This window comes from Synechococcus sp. A15-60, assembly GCF_014280095.1.
Lineage (GTDB): Bacteria > Cyanobacteriota > Cyanobacteriia > PCC-6307 > Cyanobiaceae > Synechococcus_C.
In genome coordinates, this window is sequence record NZ_CP047933.1 from 1,484,879 (window position 1) to 1,504,047 (window position 19,169).

The 19,169-nt window shown below is 55.1% G+C and carries 26 protein-coding genes; 12 read left to right on the forward strand and 14 right to left on the reverse strand.

From position 1 onward, the window contains the following. Positions 1–10: 10 nt before the first annotated feature. Positions 11–295: a hypothetical protein gene (locus SynA1560_RS08195; protein WP_186468851.1), complete on the forward strand. Its 285-nt coding sequence runs from the start codon at positions 11–13 to the stop codon at positions 293–295. Between the two features lie 3 nt (positions 296–298). Beyond that, entirely contained in the window at positions 299–859 is a 561-nt protein-coding gene (locus SynA1560_RS08200) for a hypothetical protein (RefSeq protein WP_186500098.1), read from the forward strand. 28 nt (positions 860–887) lie between these two features. On the opposite strand, the gene SynA1560_RS08205 is transcribed toward SynA1560_RS08200, so the two are convergent. Both SynA1560_RS08205 and SynA1560_RS08210 read right to left on the reverse strand, forming a co-directional pair. Next, entirely contained in the window at positions 888–1,187 is a 300-nt protein-coding gene (locus tag SynA1560_RS08205) for a DUF3104 domain-containing protein (RefSeq protein WP_186468853.1), read from the reverse strand. A 215-nt stretch (positions 1,188–1,402) separates the two neighbouring features. Beyond that, positions 1,403–2,167 carry a response regulator transcription factor gene (locus SynA1560_RS08210; RefSeq protein ID WP_370523140.1) on the reverse strand — a complete coding sequence of 255 codons (765 nt, stop codon included), beginning with the start codon at positions 2,165–2,167 and terminating at the stop codon, positions 1,403–1,405. Between the two features lie 77 nt (positions 2,168–2,244). Between SynA1560_RS08210 and SynA1560_RS08215 the strand changes: the two genes are divergently transcribed. Further along, on the forward strand, positions 2,245–2,514 hold the full coding sequence (locus SynA1560_RS08215) for a DUF6761 family protein (protein WP_186468854.1): 270 nt from the start codon (positions 2,245–2,247) through the stop codon (positions 2,512–2,514). A 14-nt stretch (positions 2,515–2,528) separates the two neighbouring features. Further along, on the forward strand, positions 2,529–3,419 hold the full coding sequence (locus SynA1560_RS08220; RefSeq protein WP_186468855.1) for an alpha/beta fold hydrolase: 891 nt from the start codon (positions 2,529–2,531) through the stop codon (positions 3,417–3,419). Here SynA1560_RS08220 and grxD read toward each other — a convergent pair. From grxD to SynA1560_RS08240, 4 genes are read right to left on the reverse strand one after another with little or no spacing between them, the layout of a single operon-like run. Then, entirely contained in the window at positions 3,385–3,708 is a 324-nt protein-coding gene (gene grxD / locus SynA1560_RS08225; protein WP_186468856.1) for a Grx4 family monothiol glutaredoxin, read from the reverse strand. The two genes, SynA1560_RS08220 and grxD, sit on opposite strands and share 35 nt — an antisense overlap. Before the next feature lie 26 nt (positions 3,709–3,734). After that, positions 3,735–3,968 carry a BolA family protein gene (locus SynA1560_RS08230; RefSeq protein WP_186468857.1) on the reverse strand — a complete coding sequence of 78 codons (234 nt, stop codon included), beginning with the start codon at positions 3,966–3,968 and terminating at the stop codon, positions 3,735–3,737. 57 nt (positions 3,969–4,025) lie between these two features. Further along, the gene (locus tag SynA1560_RS08235) at positions 4,026–4,559 is read right to left on the reverse strand and encodes a hypothetical protein (protein ID WP_186500099.1); all 534 of its coding nucleotides are present in this window, start codon (positions 4,557–4,559) and stop codon (positions 4,026–4,028) included. Between the two features lie 25 nt (positions 4,560–4,584). After that, positions 4,585–5,280 carry a 1-acyl-sn-glycerol-3-phosphate acyltransferase gene (locus SynA1560_RS08240; RefSeq protein ID WP_255476886.1) on the reverse strand — a complete coding sequence of 232 codons (696 nt, stop codon included), beginning with the start codon at positions 5,278–5,280 and terminating at the stop codon, positions 4,585–4,587. 134 nt (positions 5,281–5,414) lie between these two features. On the opposite strand from SynA1560_RS08240, the gene SynA1560_RS08245 reads away from it, so the two are divergent. The 3 genes from SynA1560_RS08245 (at position 5,415) to SynA1560_RS08255 (ending at position 6,772) form a co-directional block, all read left to right on the forward strand. After that, positions 5,415–6,155, forward strand: a complete 741-nt coding sequence (locus SynA1560_RS08245) for a pyridoxine 5'-phosphate synthase (RefSeq protein ID WP_186468859.1) — start codon at positions 5,415–5,417, stop codon at positions 6,153–6,155. Positions 6,156–6,160: 5 nt separating this feature from the next. Then, positions 6,161–6,481, forward strand: a complete 321-nt coding sequence (locus tag SynA1560_RS08250) for an MgPME-cyclase complex family protein (RefSeq protein WP_186500104.1) — start codon at positions 6,161–6,163, stop codon at positions 6,479–6,481. A gap of 141 nt (positions 6,482–6,622) precedes the next feature. After that, positions 6,623–6,772 (forward strand): hypothetical protein, encoded by a 150-nt coding sequence (locus SynA1560_RS08255; RefSeq protein WP_186500106.1) that lies wholly within the window; start codon positions 6,623–6,625, stop codon positions 6,770–6,772. A gap of 832 nt (positions 6,773–7,604) precedes the next feature. Here the strand turns inward: SynA1560_RS08255 and SynA1560_RS13810 are convergent. Further along, a complete protein-coding gene (locus SynA1560_RS13810; RefSeq protein ID WP_255476887.1) occupies positions 7,605–8,093 on the reverse strand; it encodes an early protein (E6) in 489 nt (162 codons plus the stop codon). 43 nt (positions 8,094–8,136) lie between these two features. Beyond that, complete coding sequence (locus SynA1560_RS08260; protein WP_186500107.1) at positions 8,137–8,667, reverse strand: aromatic acid exporter family protein; 531 nt, start codon at positions 8,665–8,667, stop codon at positions 8,137–8,139. Between the two features lie 291 nt (positions 8,668–8,958). Between SynA1560_RS08260 and SynA1560_RS08265 the strand changes: the two genes are divergently transcribed. Both SynA1560_RS08265 and SynA1560_RS08270 read left to right on the forward strand, forming a co-directional pair. Continuing rightward, positions 8,959–9,168 carry a hypothetical protein gene (locus SynA1560_RS08265; protein WP_186501705.1) on the forward strand — a complete coding sequence of 70 codons (210 nt, stop codon included), beginning with the start codon at positions 8,959–8,961 and terminating at the stop codon, positions 9,166–9,168. Between the two features lie 55 nt (positions 9,169–9,223). Next, positions 9,224–9,589, forward strand: a complete 366-nt coding sequence (locus tag SynA1560_RS08270; protein WP_186468865.1) for a hypothetical protein — start codon at positions 9,224–9,226, stop codon at positions 9,587–9,589. Here the strand turns inward: SynA1560_RS08270 and SynA1560_RS08275 are convergent. Further along, the gene (locus tag SynA1560_RS08275) at positions 9,573–9,785 is read right to left on the reverse strand and encodes a hypothetical protein (protein ID WP_186471107.1); all 213 of its coding nucleotides are present in this window, start codon (positions 9,783–9,785) and stop codon (positions 9,573–9,575) included. The two genes, SynA1560_RS08270 and SynA1560_RS08275, sit on opposite strands and share 17 nt — an antisense overlap. Before the next feature lie 176 nt (positions 9,786–9,961). On the opposite strand from SynA1560_RS08275, the gene SynA1560_RS08280 reads away from it, so the two are divergent. Beyond that, complete coding sequence (locus tag SynA1560_RS08280) at positions 9,962–10,414, forward strand: Fur family transcriptional regulator (protein ID WP_186471108.1); 453 nt, start codon at positions 9,962–9,964, stop codon at positions 10,412–10,414. 4 nt (positions 10,415–10,418) lie between these two features. Here the strand turns inward: SynA1560_RS08280 and SynA1560_RS08285 are convergent, their stop codons facing one another. Then, on the reverse strand, positions 10,419–10,886 hold the full coding sequence (locus tag SynA1560_RS08285; protein WP_186468866.1) for a hypothetical protein: 468 nt from the start codon (positions 10,884–10,886) through the stop codon (positions 10,419–10,421). A gap of 55 nt (positions 10,887–10,941) precedes the next feature. On the opposite strand from SynA1560_RS08285, the gene sepF reads away from it, so the two are divergent. After that, positions 10,942–11,202 (forward strand): cell division protein SepF, encoded by a 261-nt coding sequence (gene sepF / locus SynA1560_RS08290; protein ID WP_186468867.1) that lies wholly within the window; start codon positions 10,942–10,944, stop codon positions 11,200–11,202. Here sepF and arsS read toward each other — a convergent pair. Further along, complete coding sequence (gene arsS / locus SynA1560_RS08295; protein ID WP_255476888.1) at positions 11,189–12,124, reverse strand: arsenosugar biosynthesis radical SAM (seleno)protein ArsS; 936 nt, start codon at positions 12,122–12,124, stop codon at positions 11,189–11,191. The two genes, sepF and arsS, sit on opposite strands and share 14 nt — an antisense overlap. A 71-nt stretch (positions 12,125–12,195) precedes the next feature. Next, complete coding sequence (gene stpA, locus SynA1560_RS08300) at positions 12,196–13,407, reverse strand: glucosylglycerol 3-phosphatase (protein ID WP_186500109.1); 1,212 nt, start codon at positions 13,405–13,407, stop codon at positions 12,196–12,198. 290 nt (positions 13,408–13,697) lie between these two features. Between stpA and SynA1560_RS08305 the strand changes: the two genes are divergently transcribed. Continuing rightward, positions 13,698–15,215, forward strand: coding sequence for a hypothetical protein (locus SynA1560_RS08305; RefSeq protein ID WP_186468870.1), 1,518 nt, complete (start codon positions 13,698–13,700; stop codon positions 15,213–15,215). A 24-nt stretch (positions 15,216–15,239) separates the two neighbouring features. Here the strand turns inward: SynA1560_RS08305 and SynA1560_RS08310 are convergent, their stop codons facing one another. After that, on the reverse strand, positions 15,240–17,903 hold the full coding sequence (locus SynA1560_RS08310; RefSeq protein ID WP_186500110.1) for an ABC transporter: 2,664 nt from the start codon (positions 17,901–17,903) through the stop codon (positions 15,240–15,242). Continuing rightward, a complete protein-coding gene (locus SynA1560_RS08315; protein WP_255476889.1) occupies positions 17,894–19,066 on the reverse strand; it encodes a DNA repair exonuclease in 1,173 nt (390 codons plus the stop codon). The genes SynA1560_RS08310 and SynA1560_RS08315 overlap by 10 nt, the downstream gene beginning before the upstream one ends. Positions 19,067–19,169: the final 103 nt, after the last annotated feature.

A 19,169-nucleotide genomic window follows, 5' to 3' on the forward strand; every position in this document is an offset into this window, starting at 1 on the left:
ATTGAACGTGATGGCTTCGGCACCGCAACCCAGTTCTGCTGATCTAGCCCGCTACCTGGAAAGTCGTGGCGAGCTGAGCAAGCCCTGGATGCTACAGATGCTCCGCCTCACCAAGCTCAAAGAGTCACGCGATCAGATGCCACCGGAGCAATACCTTCGAGCTTTGCAGGAAGCGCATGCCGATCTGATGCGTCTCGGTGAATTTTGGAAAGGTCGAGAAGCCGAAGTTTTCAATGGCGACTACCGGCCGAATGAGGTGATCGAGCCTCAACCAGGCTCCCCGGAGGATCGCTAATCCATGAACGAATCTGTGCGAGAACGATTTCAACTTTCACCATTGATTCGTGGAACCTTGGTCTGTGTATATCTAGCCCTGGTGTTCCCTTTACCCCTGATGGCCCCTGAGGATCTGCAGCCCCTGCTTTGGATTGCAGCCCCCGTTGGTTTGGCCTTGGTGTTGGCCATGCTCAGCGAACAGGTCTCAGTTGATCAATCAGGGATTCAAGTGGGGCATCCTGATTGGTGCCGTTGGCTGCTGCGTCGTGGCTGGTCGCTGCCATGGAAAGACGTCAAACGCTTGGTGCCTGTCGGCACCAGCCAGGGAGGAACTGTTTACTACATCAAAACTGTGGGACATGGCCACCGACTGCTTCCACAGCGACTGGAACGATTTGATCGATTCCTGTCGATTGTTCAGCTGCAAACAGGTCTTGACACGGCATCGATTGGACGGCTGACACCTCCTTGGACGTATCAGTTGTTGTTCAGTCTCTCCTTGGCAATGTTCGTGATCGAAGTGGCCGTTGCGATAGCCCTTCAGCAGAGATGGTTGGTGATTCCCATGGGCGTTCCAGGCTGATCAAGCCAATGCTGGATACAACACCTGCTCAGTCATCGATTGCGTGCTTGCGCTCATGCAGCCCATCAAGGCTGTGCAGGATATGGCTGACGAGATCAGCGTTCACCCAGCGGATCATCCCGTCGTCAACGTCGATGATCTGGAAAAGGTTGTGGTTGTTGGGGTTTCTCGCGCCACCCGTGCAATGGAGAACCTGGCCCATCCACCAATCTTGACTGCACTGAGACCCAGGCGTGGCCTCGTTCTGGACAATCACCAGCTGACCTGGCCTGACATTCAGAAAGACAGGTTCCGGCGCCGGGTTGCCTGAAAAAGACTGAGCGAGCATCACTCCATTGCCAATACATTTGTTCTAGCCGTGGTCATCGGGCATGGCAAGTACATGGCGAGCCACTGCCTCAACCTCCGTTGATGGTGATGAACGGGCGCGGGTTGAACTTGATCCGCGACAACAAGACCAATCGGAAGCGGATGAGGTGTCATCCCGAGAGACCAATCCTCATCAGGTCCTGCCTCACCCAGCAGGAGGCAGCAAAAGATCCGCTACTCCGGCAAATTGTCGAGGCTGAATCGATAGCCCTGCTGGCGGACTGTGGTGATTCCGCCACCTTCACCGAGGCCAGCCTGCTCGAGCTTGCGACGCAGCGTCAGCACTTGGGTATCCACAGATCGGGGTCCACCACTGAACGGAGGCCACGCCATGCGGAGCAGTTCTTGACGACTGCGCACCATCCCCGGCGGCATCAAGAGGGCACAAAGCAAGGCGAATTCGCGGGGGCTGAGTTCAACGGGCTGCTCTCGCAACGTGACTTGTCGAAGCAGCAGATGCACTTCCAGGGGCCCCACAGTCACGCGCTCCTGCAGGCCACTCCGCCCGCGCTTGAGAAGCGTGCGACAACGGGCTGCAAGCTCTTCTAGACCAAACGGCTTGCGGAGAACGTCATCGGCTCCATCGTCCAGGAGGCCAACGACCGGTTCAGCTCCGCTTCTTGCTGTCAGAACAATCACGGGGCAACGCAATTGCTGACCCAGCCTGAGGGCTGAGCTGTGTTCAAGCAACTCAGCGCTCACCAACAGGTCTGGAGCTTGTTCTTGACAAAGCTCAAGCGCTTCTTCGCAGGATGAAACGGCAGCCGTGAGATGACCATCTTGGCGAAGGCGCTGAACGAGCACCGTTCGTAGGGTCGGGTGGGGTTCGACCACAAGAATCCGTGCCGGTTCACGTGCAGCGAGTGAAGCCGTGCTTTGCTGCTGCACTGGAGCCTGACCGGATCCATGAACGAGAAGATCGTGGGAGGAAGAGGTCACACAGCGTTTGAAAACCGCTTTAGGCTAGAGCCATTCTTCTGGCACGCTGGTAGCAGAGGCTGCCGTCCTCAACAAAGATGACATCCCTTCAGCACCCGGAAGCAATTCGTCACTTCCAGGCTCTGTGTGATGCCTGTCAGGAGTTGACCACTCGCTACCACGGTCCGTCAGAACTTCGGCTCTACGCAGACGGCTATCTGCATGCATTGCGTCGGTCTGGGGATCTCGATCCAAGAGAGATGACCAAGTTGGAGATGTTGATTGAGCGTTGGATTCTTGATCCATCGAGCTTCATTGGCCCGGAAGGAGATGTCAGAACCTTGTATCAACATCCCAATCAGTACTAAGACCTGGTCTCGGCATGGCCATCAATCGCCATTCGCTCGAACAGGTTCAGCGCATCCCAGTTCAGGGCGGTGATGTTGAGATTCGCCTCTACCAACCCCATGGGGAGCCAGAACGGACACGAACACCCCTGCTGGTGACCCACGGAGGACCTGGTGGTTCCAGCGTCGGTCTCTATGACGCTTTGCACGCACTGGCAGACCAAAGGCCTTTGATCTTTTACGACCAACTCGGATCGTTCTCATCCCCAGCAGAACTGCTGCCTGAGCAAAGAACACTGGAGCGGTTTGCTTTTGAGCCATTACAGATTCTCAATCGGCTCGAGATTGAACGCACCTCACTCCTGGGTCACTCCTGGGGTGGAAGCGTGATGACGCAGTTTTGTCTGAATCATCCAGAGCGCGTCAGTGCCTTGGTGCTCTCATCGCCACTGTTGTCGACACGACGATGGATTGAAGACTGCAACGCGTTGGTAGACAAAATTAAATCTGATTTGGGAAAGGTTGCTGATATCGATGCTGAGTTTGAACGTCGACATTTTTCAAGAAACAATCAATTCATCAACACACTGCTTGCTGAACGTAGGCGATCCAACACAACTCTCTACAATCAGATGTGGGGATCTAGTGAATTTGAGCATTCGGGTGTACTTGGAAATCTCGACTTTTTTCCAAGCCTCAACCAAATTTCAATTCCGACCCTCTTGATTTGCGGTGAATATGACACAGCAACACCAAGAACTCTGCAAGAAGCAAGGGATCAAATTGGGACCAACGCACAACTCAAAGTGTTGCTCGATGCAGGTCACAAAACCTACATCGATAATAATGCTGACTACATCGAGGTCGTCAAGACATTCTTGGATTCAGGGATCAGCTTGCAAGAGCGATGTCCAGCTTTTCTTTGAGAGTACCGTCGTTGTACATCTCAATCAAGATGTCAGAGCCACCCATGAATTCTCCCTGCACATAAACCTGAGGGATTGTTGGCCAATCTGAAAACTCTTTAATACCTTGGCGAATCTCCATGTCGGAGAGAACATCAAAGGTTTCAAAACTCACACCCAATGCATTGAGGATCTGCACCACATTGTTTGAAAATCCACATTGCGGCATCAGCTTGGTCCCCTTCATGAAAACGAAGACCGGGCTCGACTTAATTAGGCTTTCGATTCGGGTTTGCGTCTGAGTGTCCATTTTTGAAAATTTCAGGGTTGGAAAATTTAGGAAGGTGTGGAAGTGTTTAACGCCAAGGCATGAATGGCTTCCGAAGCAAGCTCTTCCTTCAGAGCCCGATACACCAACTGGTGCTGACGGATTTTGTTCAGACCATCAAATGCCGTAGAGACCACACTGACCTGGAGGTGGTCACCGCCACCGGTGAGGTCCTCAACGCTCACTTGAGCGTCGGGAATGGCACGACGGATCGCGGAGCAGACGGCGTCCGGCTGGACCATGAACTCATGGAGTGAACTGACCCGATGCTGGCAGATGGAGGCAGATGCCGGCTGGCATCACTCCAGAGCACTGGCCCCACGGTATGGGGTTTCGACGAATCCAAGTTCGATCAAGCTCTGATAGGCCTTTTGACCTTCCGGCTTAGCGGGAGTCATCAGACGAACAACCTCCACCAGTACCGGAACAGCGATTTCCGGCTGACCTTGGCGGCGGAACAGGGCTGCAAGACGAAGATTGGTCTGGGCCAGAAGCACGAGCGCTTCGCGTCCTTTGGTGTCCATCTCGCGAGGAATTCGGGCATCAAGGCCACGGAACGCGCCGGACAGATCGCGATAAAACGCCAGCAATTGCTTAGAAGCTGTTCTGGCGTTGTCGTAATCCTTTTTGGCTTGCGCAAGGTTGCCTGCTGCCACAGCGGCGTCACCGCGCTCGATCAGAGACTCAACAGCTGAAACGTTGAAACCAGAACCGCTTGACGCCAGAACCTTGGTGGCTGCACTGGGGGACTCTGACGCCGACTGAGCCATGGCTGGACTGGCGATCAAGCCTGCCGTCAGGGCTAACGCTGAACAGAAGAGGCGTGAACGCATGGAACCAGGTTTCATTGCGCGGACTTTACGTGCAATGGAGTGGTCGATCGATACATTCCCGGGCCGCTTGTTCAGCCGTATGCATGCTGGCGGCCAGTTCATGGTTAAAACGAAGAGTTTCGTCTTTGCCTTTTCCTTGAACCGACAGTGCAGGAGCGAAGCAAATGGCCGAACGACTGCGAGGACCAGGTCGGGCTGGGTTGTAGGCAAGTCCCACTGGAACAACTTGCACATTCACGCCATGTCGATGCGCCAGCTGCGCAAGACGCACCAAACCCTGTTCGAGTTTGATCGGATCATCTGTGCGGTTGATCCGGCCTTCAGGGAACACCACCAGTTGTTGGCCACTTTCAAGCAAATCCAACGCGAAACGCAGGGTGGTCAACGACGGTTTCTGTTGATCAACAGCAAAGCAACCAAGCCGGTGCAGAAACCATCCCTGCAGGCCTGACATCTCGGTGCGGGTGACCATGAAGCGGCAATCACGACCCGTCACACGACGACCAGCGGCCATCGGGATCATCAGCGCGTCCCAACGGGCTCGATGGGTGGGCGCCAGAAGGACGGGGCCTTGTTTGGGAAGATTTTCAGCACCAAGCACCGTGCGGCCACGCAGGTAATGCAGGGCCACGTCTTGGGTGAGGATCATGGCCAAGGGTGCCCAAAACGGATTGATATCCGTTTCAAGAGCTGATGCACGTGTCGCCAGGGTGCTGGACACCGCCTTGGTCCGAACTTCCACTTCCTAGAAAGTACTGGTGAGAATCCGACTGAATCCGTTCGGCTGGGCAGTTGATCCTTCGGCCGTCACACGGGTTGAGCTGAATAGGATTCGAGCTTCGTTGAGACCGTGTTGTGGCCAGCCTTGGGGTGAATATTGACCACATTGCCAACGTGCGCCAAGCCCGGCGCACCGTTGAACCTGATCCAGTTCCAATGGCCCTCTTGGCGGAACTGGGTGGAGCTGATGGAATCACCGTTCACCTACGTGAAGATCGGCGCCACATCCAAGACAGGGACGTTGAACTGTTAAGGCAAACGGTTCGAAGCCGTTTAAACCTGGAGATGGCTGCAACAGAGGAGATGGTCTCCATTGCCCTGCGGATCCAACCCGACATGGTGACGCTTGTGCCGGAACGGCGCGAAGAGGTCACCACCGAAGGCGGCCTCGATGTGGCAATGCAGCAGGGAACGCTGAGCGACATGATTCAGCGGCTGCAGGCTGCTGGTATTCCCGTCAGCCTGTTCGTTGATCCCGATCCAGCTCAACTCAAAGCCTGTGCAGACTCAGGGGCGCGTTGGGTTGAACTCCACACAGGCACTTATGCGGAAGCTGACTGGCAACATCAACCGCAGGAACTCGCCAGGCTGACGGAGGCCACGGCGTGGGCTCGATCGATGGGGCTGAGAGTGAACGCCGGGCATGGCCTCACCTACCAGAACGTGGAGCCCATCGCGGCCATTGAGGGGATGGAGGAGTTGAACATCGGTCACACCATCATTGCCAGGGCGTTAGCCGTCGGCTTGAAAGCTGCTGTGAGTGAAATGCGCGCTTTGGTACAGAATCCCCGGCGTGAGCCCTTGTTTGGAAGCTGAGCGCCATGACCGTGTACCACTTCGTTGCTGCAAGCGAGCGCTTTCTGACCCAAGAGGAGCCGCTTGAGGAGGTTCTCAAAGAACGCCGTCGCCACTACGCCGAAGAGAACAAGGACATTGACTTCTGGCTGGTTCGGCAGCCCGTGTTTCTTGACAGCCCAAGCCTGTCTGACATCAAAGGCCAACTGCCCCAGCCTGCTGCAGCGGTGGTTTCCACTGACGCCAAATTCATTACCTTCTTGAAGCTGCGACTTGAGTTTGTCCTCAAAGGGACATTCGAAGCACCCACGGATGTGATCCCCGATCCGCTGGCATCAGCCAGCTGAATCTTTGCCCATCTGGCGCTGTGACGCTCAACATGCTGCGTTGGATGCGCCCATCCATGGGCTTGACGCAATCACAACAAGGGCCAACACAGGACAAATGATCTGACCAGAGCTAAAAAAGCTCGGTGTTGATTAATGACCATGAAGTCTCGCGACGAACAGGACAACACGGTTGAACTCAGCCCTGAACTAGTGGCGGTGCTGGACAAGCGACAGCGTGAGTGGGGCACCAACAGCAGAGGTGAAGTGGTGGAGATGCTTTTGGGGTGGATGAAAAAAAAGGCGAGTTGACATCAGGCACGCCAATTCCCAGGGTGCTTGAAGGGAACCATCGAGATCCGCCACTCCAAGACATCCTGAGAAAGCTCGCTGCAAAATGGCAGTATGAACAAAACATTTCGGGCACCGATCCACTCGATTGCCGTAGCTCTGCTGTCGATGGCTGTGATTGTTTTAGCCATCAAAGAGCCGAAGGACTGCGTGAACAACTCCAACGAAGGAGTGGTACCAAGTGCTCCGTCAGCACCAACTTCAACAGGAACAAGTTCAGCTGGACAGCGGGAATTGCGGAAATTCTAATCAGTGAAAAGATCATCGACTGACGATCAATACCTGAGGCTTTTTGGCAATCGATAATGGCATATAAAACGCATTTATCCTTTCAATCTGGAAAACAAAATCTGCCCACTAATCGCCACTTCTCGAGAATCTTCTCAGTGGCACACACTCAATGGCAATGAATGACAAGACCATCGCTCCGGCGTAATAAGTTGAATTGGCAACCATCAACGAGCGCCAGCTTATGCAACGATCCTTCTCGGAAGTAGCCCGAATCGAGCTCCATTCGTCATTCTTTTGATTAAATCAAGGATTGATTTGTTTCATTCCTGACAACCCGTGGGAATTGACACTAGAAAGACCAGGAATGATTGAATCAGTTGTACTTTCTTCTCCTCCTGGCATTGCTGGGTCCAAAGAGTCTGAGATCGTGGATCATGAACGAGCGTTGAGATGATCAGATGGTCATAAAAACGGCAACCGTTGCTTCTGATGATCACGACGCTTTGACCCTTTGGGTAAAATATTCTTTGCAATGAGCTTGGATCAACTCAAAACGGTCGCTTCACTCTTTAGCAGGCGGATTCACCAACGCAGAAGGAACCTGCCCAGCACAGGCTAAACATCCTCCGTTGATTCGATAAGGAGCCAGATGATTGCGAAGACAACGAGTCCCCCGGAAGAAGTGAAGTTCTCCCAACTCTCGAGCATGAGCATCGGTGAATGGCATCCTCAACCAGGCATCAGGCACTTGGCCGATCAGCCGTTCTCGATTCTCTTTAGCCTGATTGCGTCGTTCAACTTCCTCGCGATCATTCTTCGCGTAGACGCCTTCAACCTGCAATTCTTTTGAACATTCGAGACAAGCCGTCACCACTGGCTTTCGTCGAGTTGTGTTGTGCGAAAGCTTATCACTCGGAACTTCTCTTTCTCGACCACAAACACAACGACACCACCAATACGCATTTCCACTCTTGGTTCTGCGTTCAGACGACCTCACAACAGTGAGACGTCCATAGACTTCTCCGACACGATTTCTTGGCTTTGATGGCATCTGAGACTCTCAATCAAGGACATAGGAGACAGTCACATCACTCTTAAGGCTCGATCGAACGGCGCCCCCAATGCTGTGGCCAAAGAACGACGACACCAAAGGCAATCATTGAACCAATGCATGACTCAGCCAATCGAAGCAGGGCATTGACCATGGGATTCAGTGCTGAATCCAAACTTGCTGTCACCATCACAACAAGAACAGTGATGGCTGACAGTCGGCTGAAATTTGGACGATTCAAACTTGTGCAGATCAGTCCTGTGATGAGAACAGACAACCCAAGCCCGATGGCACTGAATTTGAACAATGTGAGATAAAGACCACTGACCAAAGCACCAATAGCGGAACCGACAATCCTAAGAAACGCAGAGCTGGTGGTTTCACGCCGAGTTGCCTGAATCACAACAACCACTGAGATGGCAGACCATAAACCACCGATCTTCGGTAAATAGTCAGGAAATAAAGCAGTAAAACGAAAGCCAACCGAGTAAGCCAATAAAGCCCCAAGTGCCAATTGCGCTGACAGAATCAGTTGTTCGTGTCGGTTTTGTCGCTTTTTTGTTGGATTAGCCACCTAGCACTCCAGCGATCAGGATCACAACGATCAAATCAACGTTAAGGCAAAATTCATAGGTGAACAACAGATTTGTCTCAGAGCACCAAGTGTGACCGTTTAGCGCACAGCAAAAGGCTGCAACGGTGAGACAACTGATTCAGTGAGTCATTGGAAGCAACAAAACACATCAAAACGCTTGTCCGGAAGCCCGTGCGCCTTATGTGGTCAGTGGGAACCAATGTGAATCAGTGGATTAATTTCACGCGGAAGTCAAATCGCTGATCCAATTTCAATGTCTGTTTGAGCAACATGTCAGGTACGAATCCAGTGACCAACAACTCAGCCACCGCAGCAAACGACAGTCTGAGCAGTAACAGTTGCAACGGCACAACGTTGGATGAAACCGTGATGATCTCTTATCGCTTAGACACCATGGAAATCCTCACTGCTTTTGCCATCCTTCCTTTCCTTGCAGCTCTTGTGGTGGGAGCCCGTGTAGCGGAAGACGAGCAGATCTGAGCTGTGGCCCCAATCGCTGCGCCATGGCTATGCCTGAAGTGCGATTTCCACTGGCATGCGTTGCTTCCTGGTCTTCTTCGGACTTGCGTTCACCAGCCTGATCACTGCAGCCACTGCCGAGACGCTGTCACCCGACCTCAAGCAAGGTCAGTCGATTCTCCACGCTGATCAGACACTGACAGCTTCGGGTTGGGAACCTGACCCAGAGGATCAAGCCCAGCCTTTTGAATATGTGCTCGCTGGGAACAGCCTGTCGTCATTGGCTTCTTGCTCCGGAACCGGGGTTGGTTTCTGTCGATATGACTATCGGCTGAACAATCAAAAGTTGATCGTCGTCACCATTCCCTCCAATCATCCAGCACATGCTGGACGTGTATACCGCTGGTGGATGGAGACACTTCCGATCAACCAATCACGTTGATCAAGCGAAGAGTGCCCCACAAATCGAAAATACAGAAAATCAAACCGATGACGATCAGATCCCAGGCTCGATGCCGCAGAGCCCAGGGGGCCAGAAACACTTCAGCGACACCGTGAAGGGCTGTCCCCAATGCAATGTGCTCTAACACCAGCAGACCATGAGCGATCAGAAAGAGCCCGCTTGCGATGAAGCGCATCGTCACGGACCAGGGGACTGACACTCAACTCATCGAAGAATCTGCTCATTTTATCGGGTTCACTTTTCATTGCCTCCGGTGATCGTCCACCCGACCATGCGCCTCCTCTGGACCACACCCCCCTGTTCCTCAGTCTCAATAGTGCTTACTATTGAGAAACGATGCTTCCGCTCTCCATGTCGCCAGCAAGCTCACCGGCTGAAGCGAATGGAACCCTGAAAAAGGGTCTGCACCAAGACGGTAGACGCATGACCCCACAGCGTCGGTTGGTTCTAGATCTGTTCGAACAGATTGGCAGTGGCAGTCACCTCAGTGCAGAAGAGGTCCATCGCCAATTGGTGGATCAACAATCGAAGGTGTCGCTGGCCACTATCTACCGGACACTGCGGTTGCTGGTGGAGATGGACTTCCTGCAGGAGCTGGAGCTGCGCGAGGGAGGCAGTCGATTTGAACTGGCTGACGCGGAGCACATCCATCACCACCACCTGGTGTGCGTCCGCTGCGGTCGAACAGAAGAGTTCGAAAGCGAGGCGGTGCTTCAAGCCGGTCGTGACGCCTGTGGTCAATTCGATTTCGAACTGATTGATTCCAGCCTGAATGTGCGGGGCATCTGTCGAGATTGCCGTTGAGGTTCTAGCGATGGTCTGCTGGATGTTCTGAGCATGCCATCCAGTGACTGCCCATCTGATGCACACCTTCACAGCCAATCAACTTCGCCTGCGACTCCGCTTCAGCGCGGGTGGGGTAGGCCAAGAAGCGTGGATCCTCTGATCGGACTGAACCCTGATGGGAGCTGTGGTCATGACCTTGGCCCTGTCCACCCAAACGGACGAGACCCATGCTCATCGGACCGGCTGTCCAGACACCCATTGTGTTGACACCAACCGCCAACAACCCCATTCCGACGATGGCCAGGTTGATCACTCCCATCGCGACCACACCGATAGAAACCACGCCCATGGGCACCACACCAATGCAGATGACGCCCATCGGGACGATGCCGATGGAGACCGTTCCTAGTGGAGCAATCCCAACCGCAAAACGCTTGGGCTTACTACCGCAGTGCGCTGGTGAGGGATCAGGTGTTGCAGGTTCAGTCATGGGCGCATGATGACGCTTTGTGCAGCCGGACTCAAAGATTGGCAGGCTGTCATTGATGAATCCTCAAGCTGCCAACGGTTCGCACACGTTCACGCTGATCTGTCCTCATTCCATCGATGAAGGCATGTCAGCCGTCTTGGCGGTGCGTGGACAACAGAGCGTGGTGCTTGATCTGAGCCACATGGACGCCATTACAGCTCAACGGACTGCTGATTTCGTTTCAGGTGGCGTTCGCGCCCTTGACGGACAGGAGTATCGGTTGGGTGAGCTGGTGTTCCTGTTCACCCCAGCCACCACGATGGTCACCCAGAGCTGAGGGCACCCCCGCAGGAGGAACCACCTCCAGCAGTGCAACCAAAACAGTGATCAGCCACAGCGATGGGCTGCTCGATCAATCCATCTTCGGTATGGAGCAGATCGATCAGTTGACGAGCGGTTCCAGCGGTCGGTAGATCGAGTTGCTGATTGAAATCACAGTCGAAGAGTGAGCCTGTCCAATTGACGCTGATCAAACTCCGGCACATCACTTGACTCAGGTTGTCGGAACGATGAGCTGACTTGAGGGTCGACATGTAATTCTCCAGAGCACCCTGATGCTGGAGATCCCTCGCAAAGCGCTGGATCGGCATGTTGGTGATTGTGAGCAGATGGGAGAAGCGAATCCCATGGGACTGCAGCAAAGCCTCTCGATACTGCTTCTCCAACGCCGCTTGCGGGGGAGGCAGTGCAGGGCCCAACGGATTGAACACCAAATCCAGCTCCAGCGAGGAACCAGGCTGGGCATAGCCAAGCTGATTCAACAGCTTGAGCCCGGCGATACTGCGTTCATATACCCCCTGTCCACGCTGCTGGTCCACGCGTTCCTGCTCATAACAGGGCAGTGATGCCACAACACGAACACCTTCATCAGCAAGAAAACGAGCCAGATCCTCTTGGCCGGGTTCGCTGAGAATCGTCAGATTGCAGCGATCAATCACGGTCACGCCCAAAGCACGCGCGGCGGCAACAAGCCACCGGAACTGAGGGTGAAGTTCCGGAGCCCCACCGGTCAGGTCCAAGCAGGCCAAATTCTGAGCTGCAAGCACCTCAGGAATCAGCTCAATCAAGTCCGGGGCCATCATTTCCTGACGCCAGGGGCCTGCATTCACATGACAATGACTGCAGGACTGGTTGCAGCGATATCCCAGATTCACCTGCAGGGTCGACAAACGCTGACGACGAAGCGGGGGAAAAGACAACGATTCAGAATTGAACGGTGGCGTTGACGTGACCAGCTTTGAGGAAGCAGCTGATGTTGATTCTGCCGACATCAACGGCCTAGGCACGCCATGCTTCGTGCTTGCGCCATCTCGATGAACCACGCCACATATTGATTTGGGCCTCCCGGGATGCAGACGTCAAATTGGAGCGGATCGTCCGGGTCACTAATTCCTTCGAACGTTCCATCCGAGAATGATGGTCGATCCACTTCACCGCCACTGCTGTCAACAAGCACCACACGATTGGATTGTCCGAAGGTCTCTCCCAGTTCCTGGAGAAGCGTGAGGAAGCCTCGATCACTTCCGCCTCTCAACCACCCTTCACCGGATGAGCAAGGTGTGGATGTGACCGTGTCACCGACGCCAACCAGATGGGGCATCTGATCGCGAGGGATTCGCTCCTTGCAGAGTTCGATTAGGGAGTTGTGGTCGTGAGGTGCGGTGCGGACGTTGAAGTGATCCCCCAACGGGGCTGTGCCCGTGCGAGCGGCAATATGGCGATTGATCAACACGAGCAATCCCACCTCCTTGATCGAACCACGCAGCATGAATTGAATATCCGTACTGCCGACATCACCCTGCGTTGCGGGTTTCAAACGCTCTTTCCCTTGCGCATCACGGCCCAAGTTCGGAGCGACATGAAGGAAGAATGACTCCGACAACCCCTGGTCCGCAGCCATCGCCATCAACTCCTGCATCACGCTTTCCAACATCGCCTGCAGCGAACGCTGACGAAGCACGTTTCCAGGAACCCTGGAATAAAGGCTGTTGAGATTGATCGTTGGTGCCACCTGCATGTCGAGAATGGCGCGATCAATTTCGGTGTGAAGCTCATCACGGCTGAGCTCGGGCATCCGATCCGGCAAAACCTGAGCGAGCAGGGTTGCCAGATGCTCCGGAACTGCGGCGAGAAACGCCATTTCTTCATCGCTGACCCCTGGGTGGGACAGGCAACCAAATTCGTCTTGGAGCTGAACACCACCGGCCGCCAACCCTGGGAGATACAAGCCATCCCGCCGCGCCTGACCAGGATCATCCAACCCCTGCTCAACGAGGCGATTCACGCCGCGTCGACCTTCGTGCTCACCATTGGTCAGCACCGAGAAACTGCCACGCAAGCGCGACGCGGCCTTCACGTAGTCCGCCGGCAGCTGGCGGGTAAGTGGATCCCGCACTAAGGGCATGCAGACACCATCGAGGTCTTGAACAATCAACAGATCTGGGCTGGAGACCAGCTCCTGATGCAAAGCGTCAAGATCCATCAGTGTTCTGTCATGCCAGCGATGGTGATCACCATCCCATGCACGACCTGGATCGCCAATCACTTCAGACCCATTACACGCCGGTAGGCAGGGCGAGCATGGGCGCGATCTCTGGGTACAGCAGAAGCGAAGAGGCCGAGTGGGCCTGCGTAGCACCATCAACAGCCTCCCAGCAGTGAGCGATCAAGGGACGATCGGGCGGGTCGAACTCGTGAAGCAGACTGGAAGCACGACCACGATCCACTCACACCCATCCGGTTGCGGCAATGAGTCTCAGCTTTTCTGAGCAAATGCAATCCAACGGCTTCTTCCCGCGCAGCCTGGATCGTGATCAGGTCCGTCAACGGGTCTGGGAGTTGGAGCGGGGCAAGGTGGGGTTCTACAGCGTGGGCCTTTATCCGGCATCCCTTGCTTACAACTGCGCCATGCAGCAAAGGGATGAAGACAATCTCCTGCTCGCTCCACGCCCAGGACGAGATCTTCTCGGAGCCTTTCCTCAATCCGCTCTCGACGGAATGGATCCTCAACATGTTGCCTCCGTGGAGAGGATGGGATCGCATGCCCACGAAGGCGGGCGCCGCGCCAATTCACTGGCGGATCTGCTGAGGCGCTGTGAGCTGGTGGTGCTGAGTGCCAACAGCAACCATGTGGAAGAGGATCTTCAGGAAGCCTGTCGCTTACGGGAAGAGCTTGGCCGGCAGCACGTGGTGTTGGCCTGTCTCGCGGGATCGTTCGGCCATGACAACATCGCCAACGAGTCTTATGTGCTGTGCGAAAAGGTGCCCAGCCTGGGATTTTTCTCCGGATTCCATCGGCACGGAGCTCTGCGCAATCCCCTCGACAGTTTCACGGCCAATTTCTGTCATCCCAATGCCCTAACAGCACTGTGGGGAGCTCGCATGCTTGACCGCCTATCCCCGAACATTCAGGTGTCTGCAGGGGTCCACAACGTTGAAGGTCAATACATCAAGGCCGCCAAGAACATGTCCTCAGTGTTCGCTGGATTCGGGTACGCCTATCACCAGGACAATCCCGGTGTCTTGCCGACCTTGCTGACGCTTCTGCTGGATCAGTGTCTGGACCAGGCTGCCACCGTGTCGATGGCCCGTCGTAACAGACAGAGCCTTTACAACCGCCAGCCTTTTGCCCTGACGGAACTGGGTTACGGAGTGCAGCGCATCGAAGCTGCGTTGGTGCGCGGTGGAGACATGGAAAAAGTACGCGACCACACCTTTGCCCAACTCACCGCCATGGTTGCCGATGTACGCGGCAGCATGATGCAGCCCGTCTCGGGCAAACCCACCCGGAATTTCCAGGCCGGACAAGTCATGGCAGAGCAGATGCGCAGGGAACAACGCTGCCCGCACTCCATGGAGGAACTGGAGCAATGGTGTGAAAATGAGGGGCTTCGGAAAGGCGGCTTGGAAGGCCTAAAAGCCTTGCGATATTGGCCGCAGATTGCGCGCAAATATGCGATTCCTGTTCACGATGCGTCCATGGTGAATCTTCTGTACATGGCCATTTACGGAAACTCAGCAACGAAGGATGTGGCTTTTTCCGTGATGACAGAAAGCCGCGAATTATCGAACTATTGCCAGGAATCCGTGCGACCAACCCACAGCCGCCGCTACGCCGAAGCACTTCAGAATCTCGATCAAAATGAAGCGATGGATCTTCTGGTGAACGCCGTTGTTGCTGACAATGCACGACGTCTCATCGGGGATGACAATGGCCTTGAAGAACAAGATGGCGACAATAAAACCCCTGCTTATCTCAAAGCCATGAATGTGATAGAAAACGCACTTTAAAAACCAAGTGCTGCGCGTTCGGAACTACAGCGAGACCACGTGATCAGCAATCTCAACATAGGGATCAGGATCACAACTCAAGACCACCACTTGAAGGCCAAGGTCCACAGCCTGACGCAACATGCGCTTCACAAGCTCCAGACGCCTTGGGTCTGTGTTGGTGAAAGCATCATCGAACAACAAAGGCAAACAACCATCGTGGGCCTCAGACAGAGTGTGTGCCATGGCCATCCGAACTGCTGCATTCAATTGTTCTTTTAGGCCTCCACTGAGCTGGGCAAAATCCATGCTTTGGCCCGAACGCTGCAAACGCAGATCACTGAACCCCTCCTTTGCATCAAACCGCAGTTCGGAACGATCGCCGGACTCCTGAAGCAATGGAGCCAGGAAGCCATCAATGCTGTTGCTCAGCGGAGCGGAATAACGCTGTGACAAGTCTGACCTGGCCGACTGAAAACGCTTTAACAGCAACACGCGCGCATCCACAAGTTGTGTCTCCTGCTGTTCTGCCTGAACAGCAACCTCCTGCCGCTGAATGGCTTCCTCCAACTCAGCATGAAGCTCGCGGTGACCAAGCCGCTCGCAACGCTCCAAGAGAGCACCGCGTTCGCGGTTGAGATCCGCGAGTTGTCGATTCAGGCGCTGTTCTCGGTCATCCAGTGCAACCAGCGCCTGCGAAGCATCGAGACCTGGGGCCAACCCGCTGGCCTCACACACCTGATCCAGTTTCTGTTGAAGCTGCTCACACTCCTGCGTGACGGCCTCAAGGCGAGTGCGGATCTGATCGGGTGATCCCTGCCGCTCCTCAATCGCCCCTTTTTGATCCATCTTTTGGCGATGCTCGACCACCAGCCGCTCCAGGTGCAGAAGGTGCTGCTGCAACTGACGCTCCTTGCGCTGATGGGCTTGATCGGACTGGTCCAGGCGCTGTTTCAAGGTGCGCAGTTGCTCCTGCGCTGCTCGATATTGCTGACGGCATTCTTCGAGCGCTTGATCAAAATCAACGATCTCCGCTGGCAAGTGCTCGGGCTCAAACGCGGCGGCCTGCTGCTGCAGAGCATCCAGCTGGGTCTGCAGTTTCTCCAGAGCTTCAGAGCTCTCAGATGGGCCGTCTTGCTCTACTAGTTGACGCAACCGTGCATCGATCAACGACAACGCCTGTTGTTGCTGATCACGGCTTCGACACTGAGCTTCAGCAGCATCCACACTGTCAACGCCCCAGATCGTCAGAGCGGCCTGCAATTGCGTTCGCGCACGCTCCTGTTCGTCAATCAGTTCTGAACAGCCTGTGCCTTCACCAGGACTCACTACGAGCTCGACACCATCTCCAACGGCGACACGAAAGGCGCCTGCCCGGTGAACCGCCTCTCCGGTGGCGACGGATTCGCCATCCACAGTCACCCCGAGATCAGTTGTGATCACCTCAATGCGCGACGCCATGCTCTGAAGTCGGATCTCCAGCTCACGCAGTCGACGATGCTGGGTTTGGAGTTCAGACAACGCTTTGGCATCCCCACCGGGCATCGTCCGCAAACCACGGCGGAGCTCAGCCTGCTGATGTTCCAGTTTCAGTTGTTGCTCACGGCGGCGTTGAATCTGATCAATCCTGGCCCGTAGACGTTGTTGATCCTGACCTCGCCGAAGGAATTGGCCGCGTTCTTCGAGGCTCAGCCGCTCTCGATCCTGTTGATCAAGCAGCGTCTGCTGTTTCTCCAAATCTTGAATGCGGTTCTGAGAAGCCTGAACCTGAATCTCCAATGCACGGCGTGCTTCAACCATGGCCGTTTCTGCAGTTTTGATGGCGTTGTTCAGATGTCTCAGACCGTTGAGTTCCTGCTGCCACTGCTGCTGTTGAAGGCGCAAGGGAGCCAGACGCTGTTGAAGATCCTTCAGATCCGTGTGTTGCTGACGAAGACGCTGCAGTTCAGGAGCTTGCCGCTCGAGGTCAGCAAGAGCTTGTTCATTGTCATCCAAGTCGCGGCAGGCTCGCTCGTAGGTCGCCAGCCTCTCTTCGGCTTCGTTTCGCTGCTCGATCGCTTGCTGGAGTTCCTGTCGCCGCTTCCAAAGTTCGCTGTTTTGCTTGACCCCTCGACTGGTCAGGCTTGCCGCGACTAACGACTCAAGTTGTTCGTAGACATGCTGATCCAATGGCGACTGCAGTGACTCTTCCGCTTGGGTTTCCAGCGCTGCAATCAACCCATTCAAGTCGTAGTACTTGGCATCCAGATCAAGCAGGTTTCTGCCGGCAAGTCCTTGCATCACCCACAAATGGGACCAACGCGTCGGAAGCATTCGGTTCGCCTGGCGGCTGCCGATGGTCTCGTCGACACCCAGCAAGCTGGCCAAGTGATCTTCCGCATCAGCGCCCAGAAAAGCCTCCTGCCCAGCTCGACTGAGTCGGCTGGTGCCACTAGCCCCGCGAAAGCACTTTTGCAGAGACCAACAGTGCCCCTTGGCCTCAAAAGTGAGCTCCACCTGGGGGTATCCGGCATGGGTCAACGAGCGAAGGTCCCTGGTGGCGGCTCCAGTGGCAGTGGCTTTGACGAAGAGCGCGCGATGCATCGCCTCCACCAATGAACTCTTGCCGGATTCATTGGAACCACCGACCAACGTCAATCCCGTTGCAAAGCTCAGCTCCAACACACGATGCCGGCGAACGCTCTCCAGTCGGCAGCGAATCAAGCGCATGGGTCAATAGCGCAAAGACGATGCAGTTCGATCAGAGCCTGCTCGGCGACGGGATCAATGGCTTGCTCAAGCTCCTCCTGGAGGTCTCTCGCGATCGCATTCACCAAAGGACTTTCCAAGCGATCCAAAAGCTGGTCACGCTCAAGAGCCGTCTGGAGGCGATGCAACTCCCCTCGCAGACGTAAATGAAGCAACTGCTCCCGCAAATCCTCCAATCGATTCTGAAGAGTCTGGTGAGCCGACCAACCCAGCTGTCCATTCAGTTCAAGACGCAGCAAATCGCGCCCTACACGTCGGCCGATGCAGTCGCTCAAGGATTGCTCCAGCCTTGCCAAATCGCCATCACCATTGAGCGTCATCGTGATGCGATGCCACTGAAACCGACCTGTCGCGTGAGGTCTGACTTCAGCTGGGAGGTTGCGGTCCAAATCAACCAACAACACTTGTGAACGGTTGTCATCAGGACCATTGGGGAAGCGATCTGGTTCGGGCGTTCCGGGGTACCAGGCCTTGCGATCAACCGACATCAATCCATGCCAATCACCGAGTGCCACGTAATCAATTTCATCCGACGGCAATCGATCCAAGACCAACCGATTGACGGAATCTTCGTTACCAAACCCCTGAACCGAGCCATGGGCCAGAACCACCCTGGGGGCTGACGGATCGAGCGTCTGCCAATCGAGTTGTTCAAGCCAGAGCAATGGGTTGCGGCTTTCGTGCTGTCGCAACAATGGGCACGGCAACACGGTGATTCCCGCCACCAAGACCGGCTCGGAAGCGAGAAGGAGCTGAAGATTGGTCGCACGATCTTGCATCTGACGCTGAAGGTCTTCACGTCGCCAGATCCCTCCGACACCCCCGTGATCGTGGTTCCCAGGGATTACAAGAACAGGGCAGGACATGGACCCCACCACCTCCAACACCTCCATCACCGTGGCTGCAGGAACGGTGCTGGAATCAAACAGATCCCCTGCCACCAAGACCGCGTCAACATCCTCCTGACGCGCAATCTCGGCAATTCGCCCGACCGCCTCTACGCGCTCCTGCTGCAGGCGTGCTTGTTTCTGGCCATCATCGATCCACCGATAAGGCTTGCCGATCTGCCAATCAGCCGTGTGGAGAATCCTTGGCACCAGTGCCGTTGAGTGATCGGAACCCATGCTGCCGCCTTCCCGGCTGATTGACCGCACACTGCGTTCTGTCAGGCACACCAAAAGGCGCGATGTTTTGCCTTGAGACCCATGCGATTGGACGTGTCTGCAT

What these genes read in the sequence shown, in the direction of transcription:
- SynA1560_RS08195 (WP_186468851.1), top strand. Translation starts at nt 11, where the DNA reads ATGGCTTCGGCACCGCAACCCAGTTCTGCTGATCTAGCCCGCTACCTG.
- SynA1560_RS08200 (WP_186500098.1), top strand. Translation starts at nt 299, where the DNA reads ATGAACGAATCTGTGCGAGAACGATTTCAACTTTCACCATTGATTCGT.
- SynA1560_RS08205 (WP_186468853.1), bottom strand. Translation starts at nt 1,187, where the DNA reads ATGCTCGCTCAGTCTTTTTCAGGCAACCCGGCGCCGGAACCTGTCTTT.
- SynA1560_RS08215 (WP_186468854.1), top strand. Translation starts at nt 2,245, where the DNA reads ATGACATCCCTTCAGCACCCGGAAGCAATTCGTCACTTCCAGGCTCTG.
- SynA1560_RS08220 (WP_186468855.1), top strand. Translation starts at nt 2,529, where the DNA reads ATGGCCATCAATCGCCATTCGCTCGAACAGGTTCAGCGCATCCCAGTT.
- grxD (WP_186468856.1), bottom strand. Translation starts at nt 3,708, where the DNA reads ATGGACACTCAGACGCAAACCCGAATCGAAAGCCTAATTAAGTCGAGC.
- SynA1560_RS08230 (WP_186468857.1), bottom strand. Translation starts at nt 3,968, where the DNA reads ATGGTCCAGCCGGACGCCGTCTGCTCCGCGATCCGTCGTGCCATTCCC.
- SynA1560_RS08235 (WP_186500099.1), bottom strand. Translation starts at nt 4,559, where the DNA reads ATGCGTTCACGCCTCTTCTGTTCAGCGTTAGCCCTGACGGCAGGCTTG.
- SynA1560_RS08250 (WP_186500104.1), top strand. Translation starts at nt 6,161, where the DNA reads ATGACCGTGTACCACTTCGTTGCTGCAAGCGAGCGCTTTCTGACCCAA.
- SynA1560_RS08255 (WP_186500106.1), top strand. Translation starts at nt 6,623, where the DNA reads ATGAAGTCTCGCGACGAACAGGACAACACGGTTGAACTCAGCCCTGAA.
- SynA1560_RS13810 (WP_255476887.1), bottom strand. Translation starts at nt 8,093, where the DNA reads ATGCCATCAAAGCCAAGAAATCGTGTCGGAGAAGTCTATGGACGTCTC.
- SynA1560_RS08265 (WP_186501705.1), top strand. Translation starts at nt 8,959, where the DNA reads ATGTCAGGTACGAATCCAGTGACCAACAACTCAGCCACCGCAGCAAAC.
- SynA1560_RS08270 (WP_186468865.1), top strand. Translation starts at nt 9,224, where the DNA reads ATGCGTTGCTTCCTGGTCTTCTTCGGACTTGCGTTCACCAGCCTGATC.
- SynA1560_RS08275 (WP_186471107.1), bottom strand. Translation starts at nt 9,785, where the DNA reads ATGCGCTTCATCGCAAGCGGGCTCTTTCTGATCGCTCATGGTCTGCTG.
- SynA1560_RS08280 (WP_186471108.1), top strand. Translation starts at nt 9,962, where the DNA reads ATGTCGCCAGCAAGCTCACCGGCTGAAGCGAATGGAACCCTGAAAAAG.
- SynA1560_RS08285 (WP_186468866.1), bottom strand. Translation starts at nt 10,886, where the DNA reads ATGACTGAACCTGCAACACCTGATCCCTCACCAGCGCACTGCGGTAGT.
- sepF (WP_186468867.1), top strand. Translation starts at nt 10,942, where the DNA reads ATGAATCCTCAAGCTGCCAACGGTTCGCACACGTTCACGCTGATCTGT.
- stpA (WP_186500109.1), bottom strand. Translation starts at nt 13,407, where the DNA reads ATGGATCTTGACGCTTTGCATCAGGAGCTGGTCTCCAGCCCAGATCTG.
- SynA1560_RS08305 (WP_186468870.1), top strand. Translation starts at nt 13,698, where the DNA reads ATGCAATCCAACGGCTTCTTCCCGCGCAGCCTGGATCGTGATCAGGTC.
- SynA1560_RS08310 (WP_186500110.1), bottom strand. Translation starts at nt 17,903, where the DNA reads ATGCGCTTGATTCGCTGCCGACTGGAGAGCGTTCGCCGGCATCGTGTG.
- SynA1560_RS08315 (WP_255476889.1), bottom strand. Translation starts at nt 19,066, where the DNA reads ATGGGTTCCGATCACTCAACGGCACTGGTGCCAAGGATTCTCCACACG.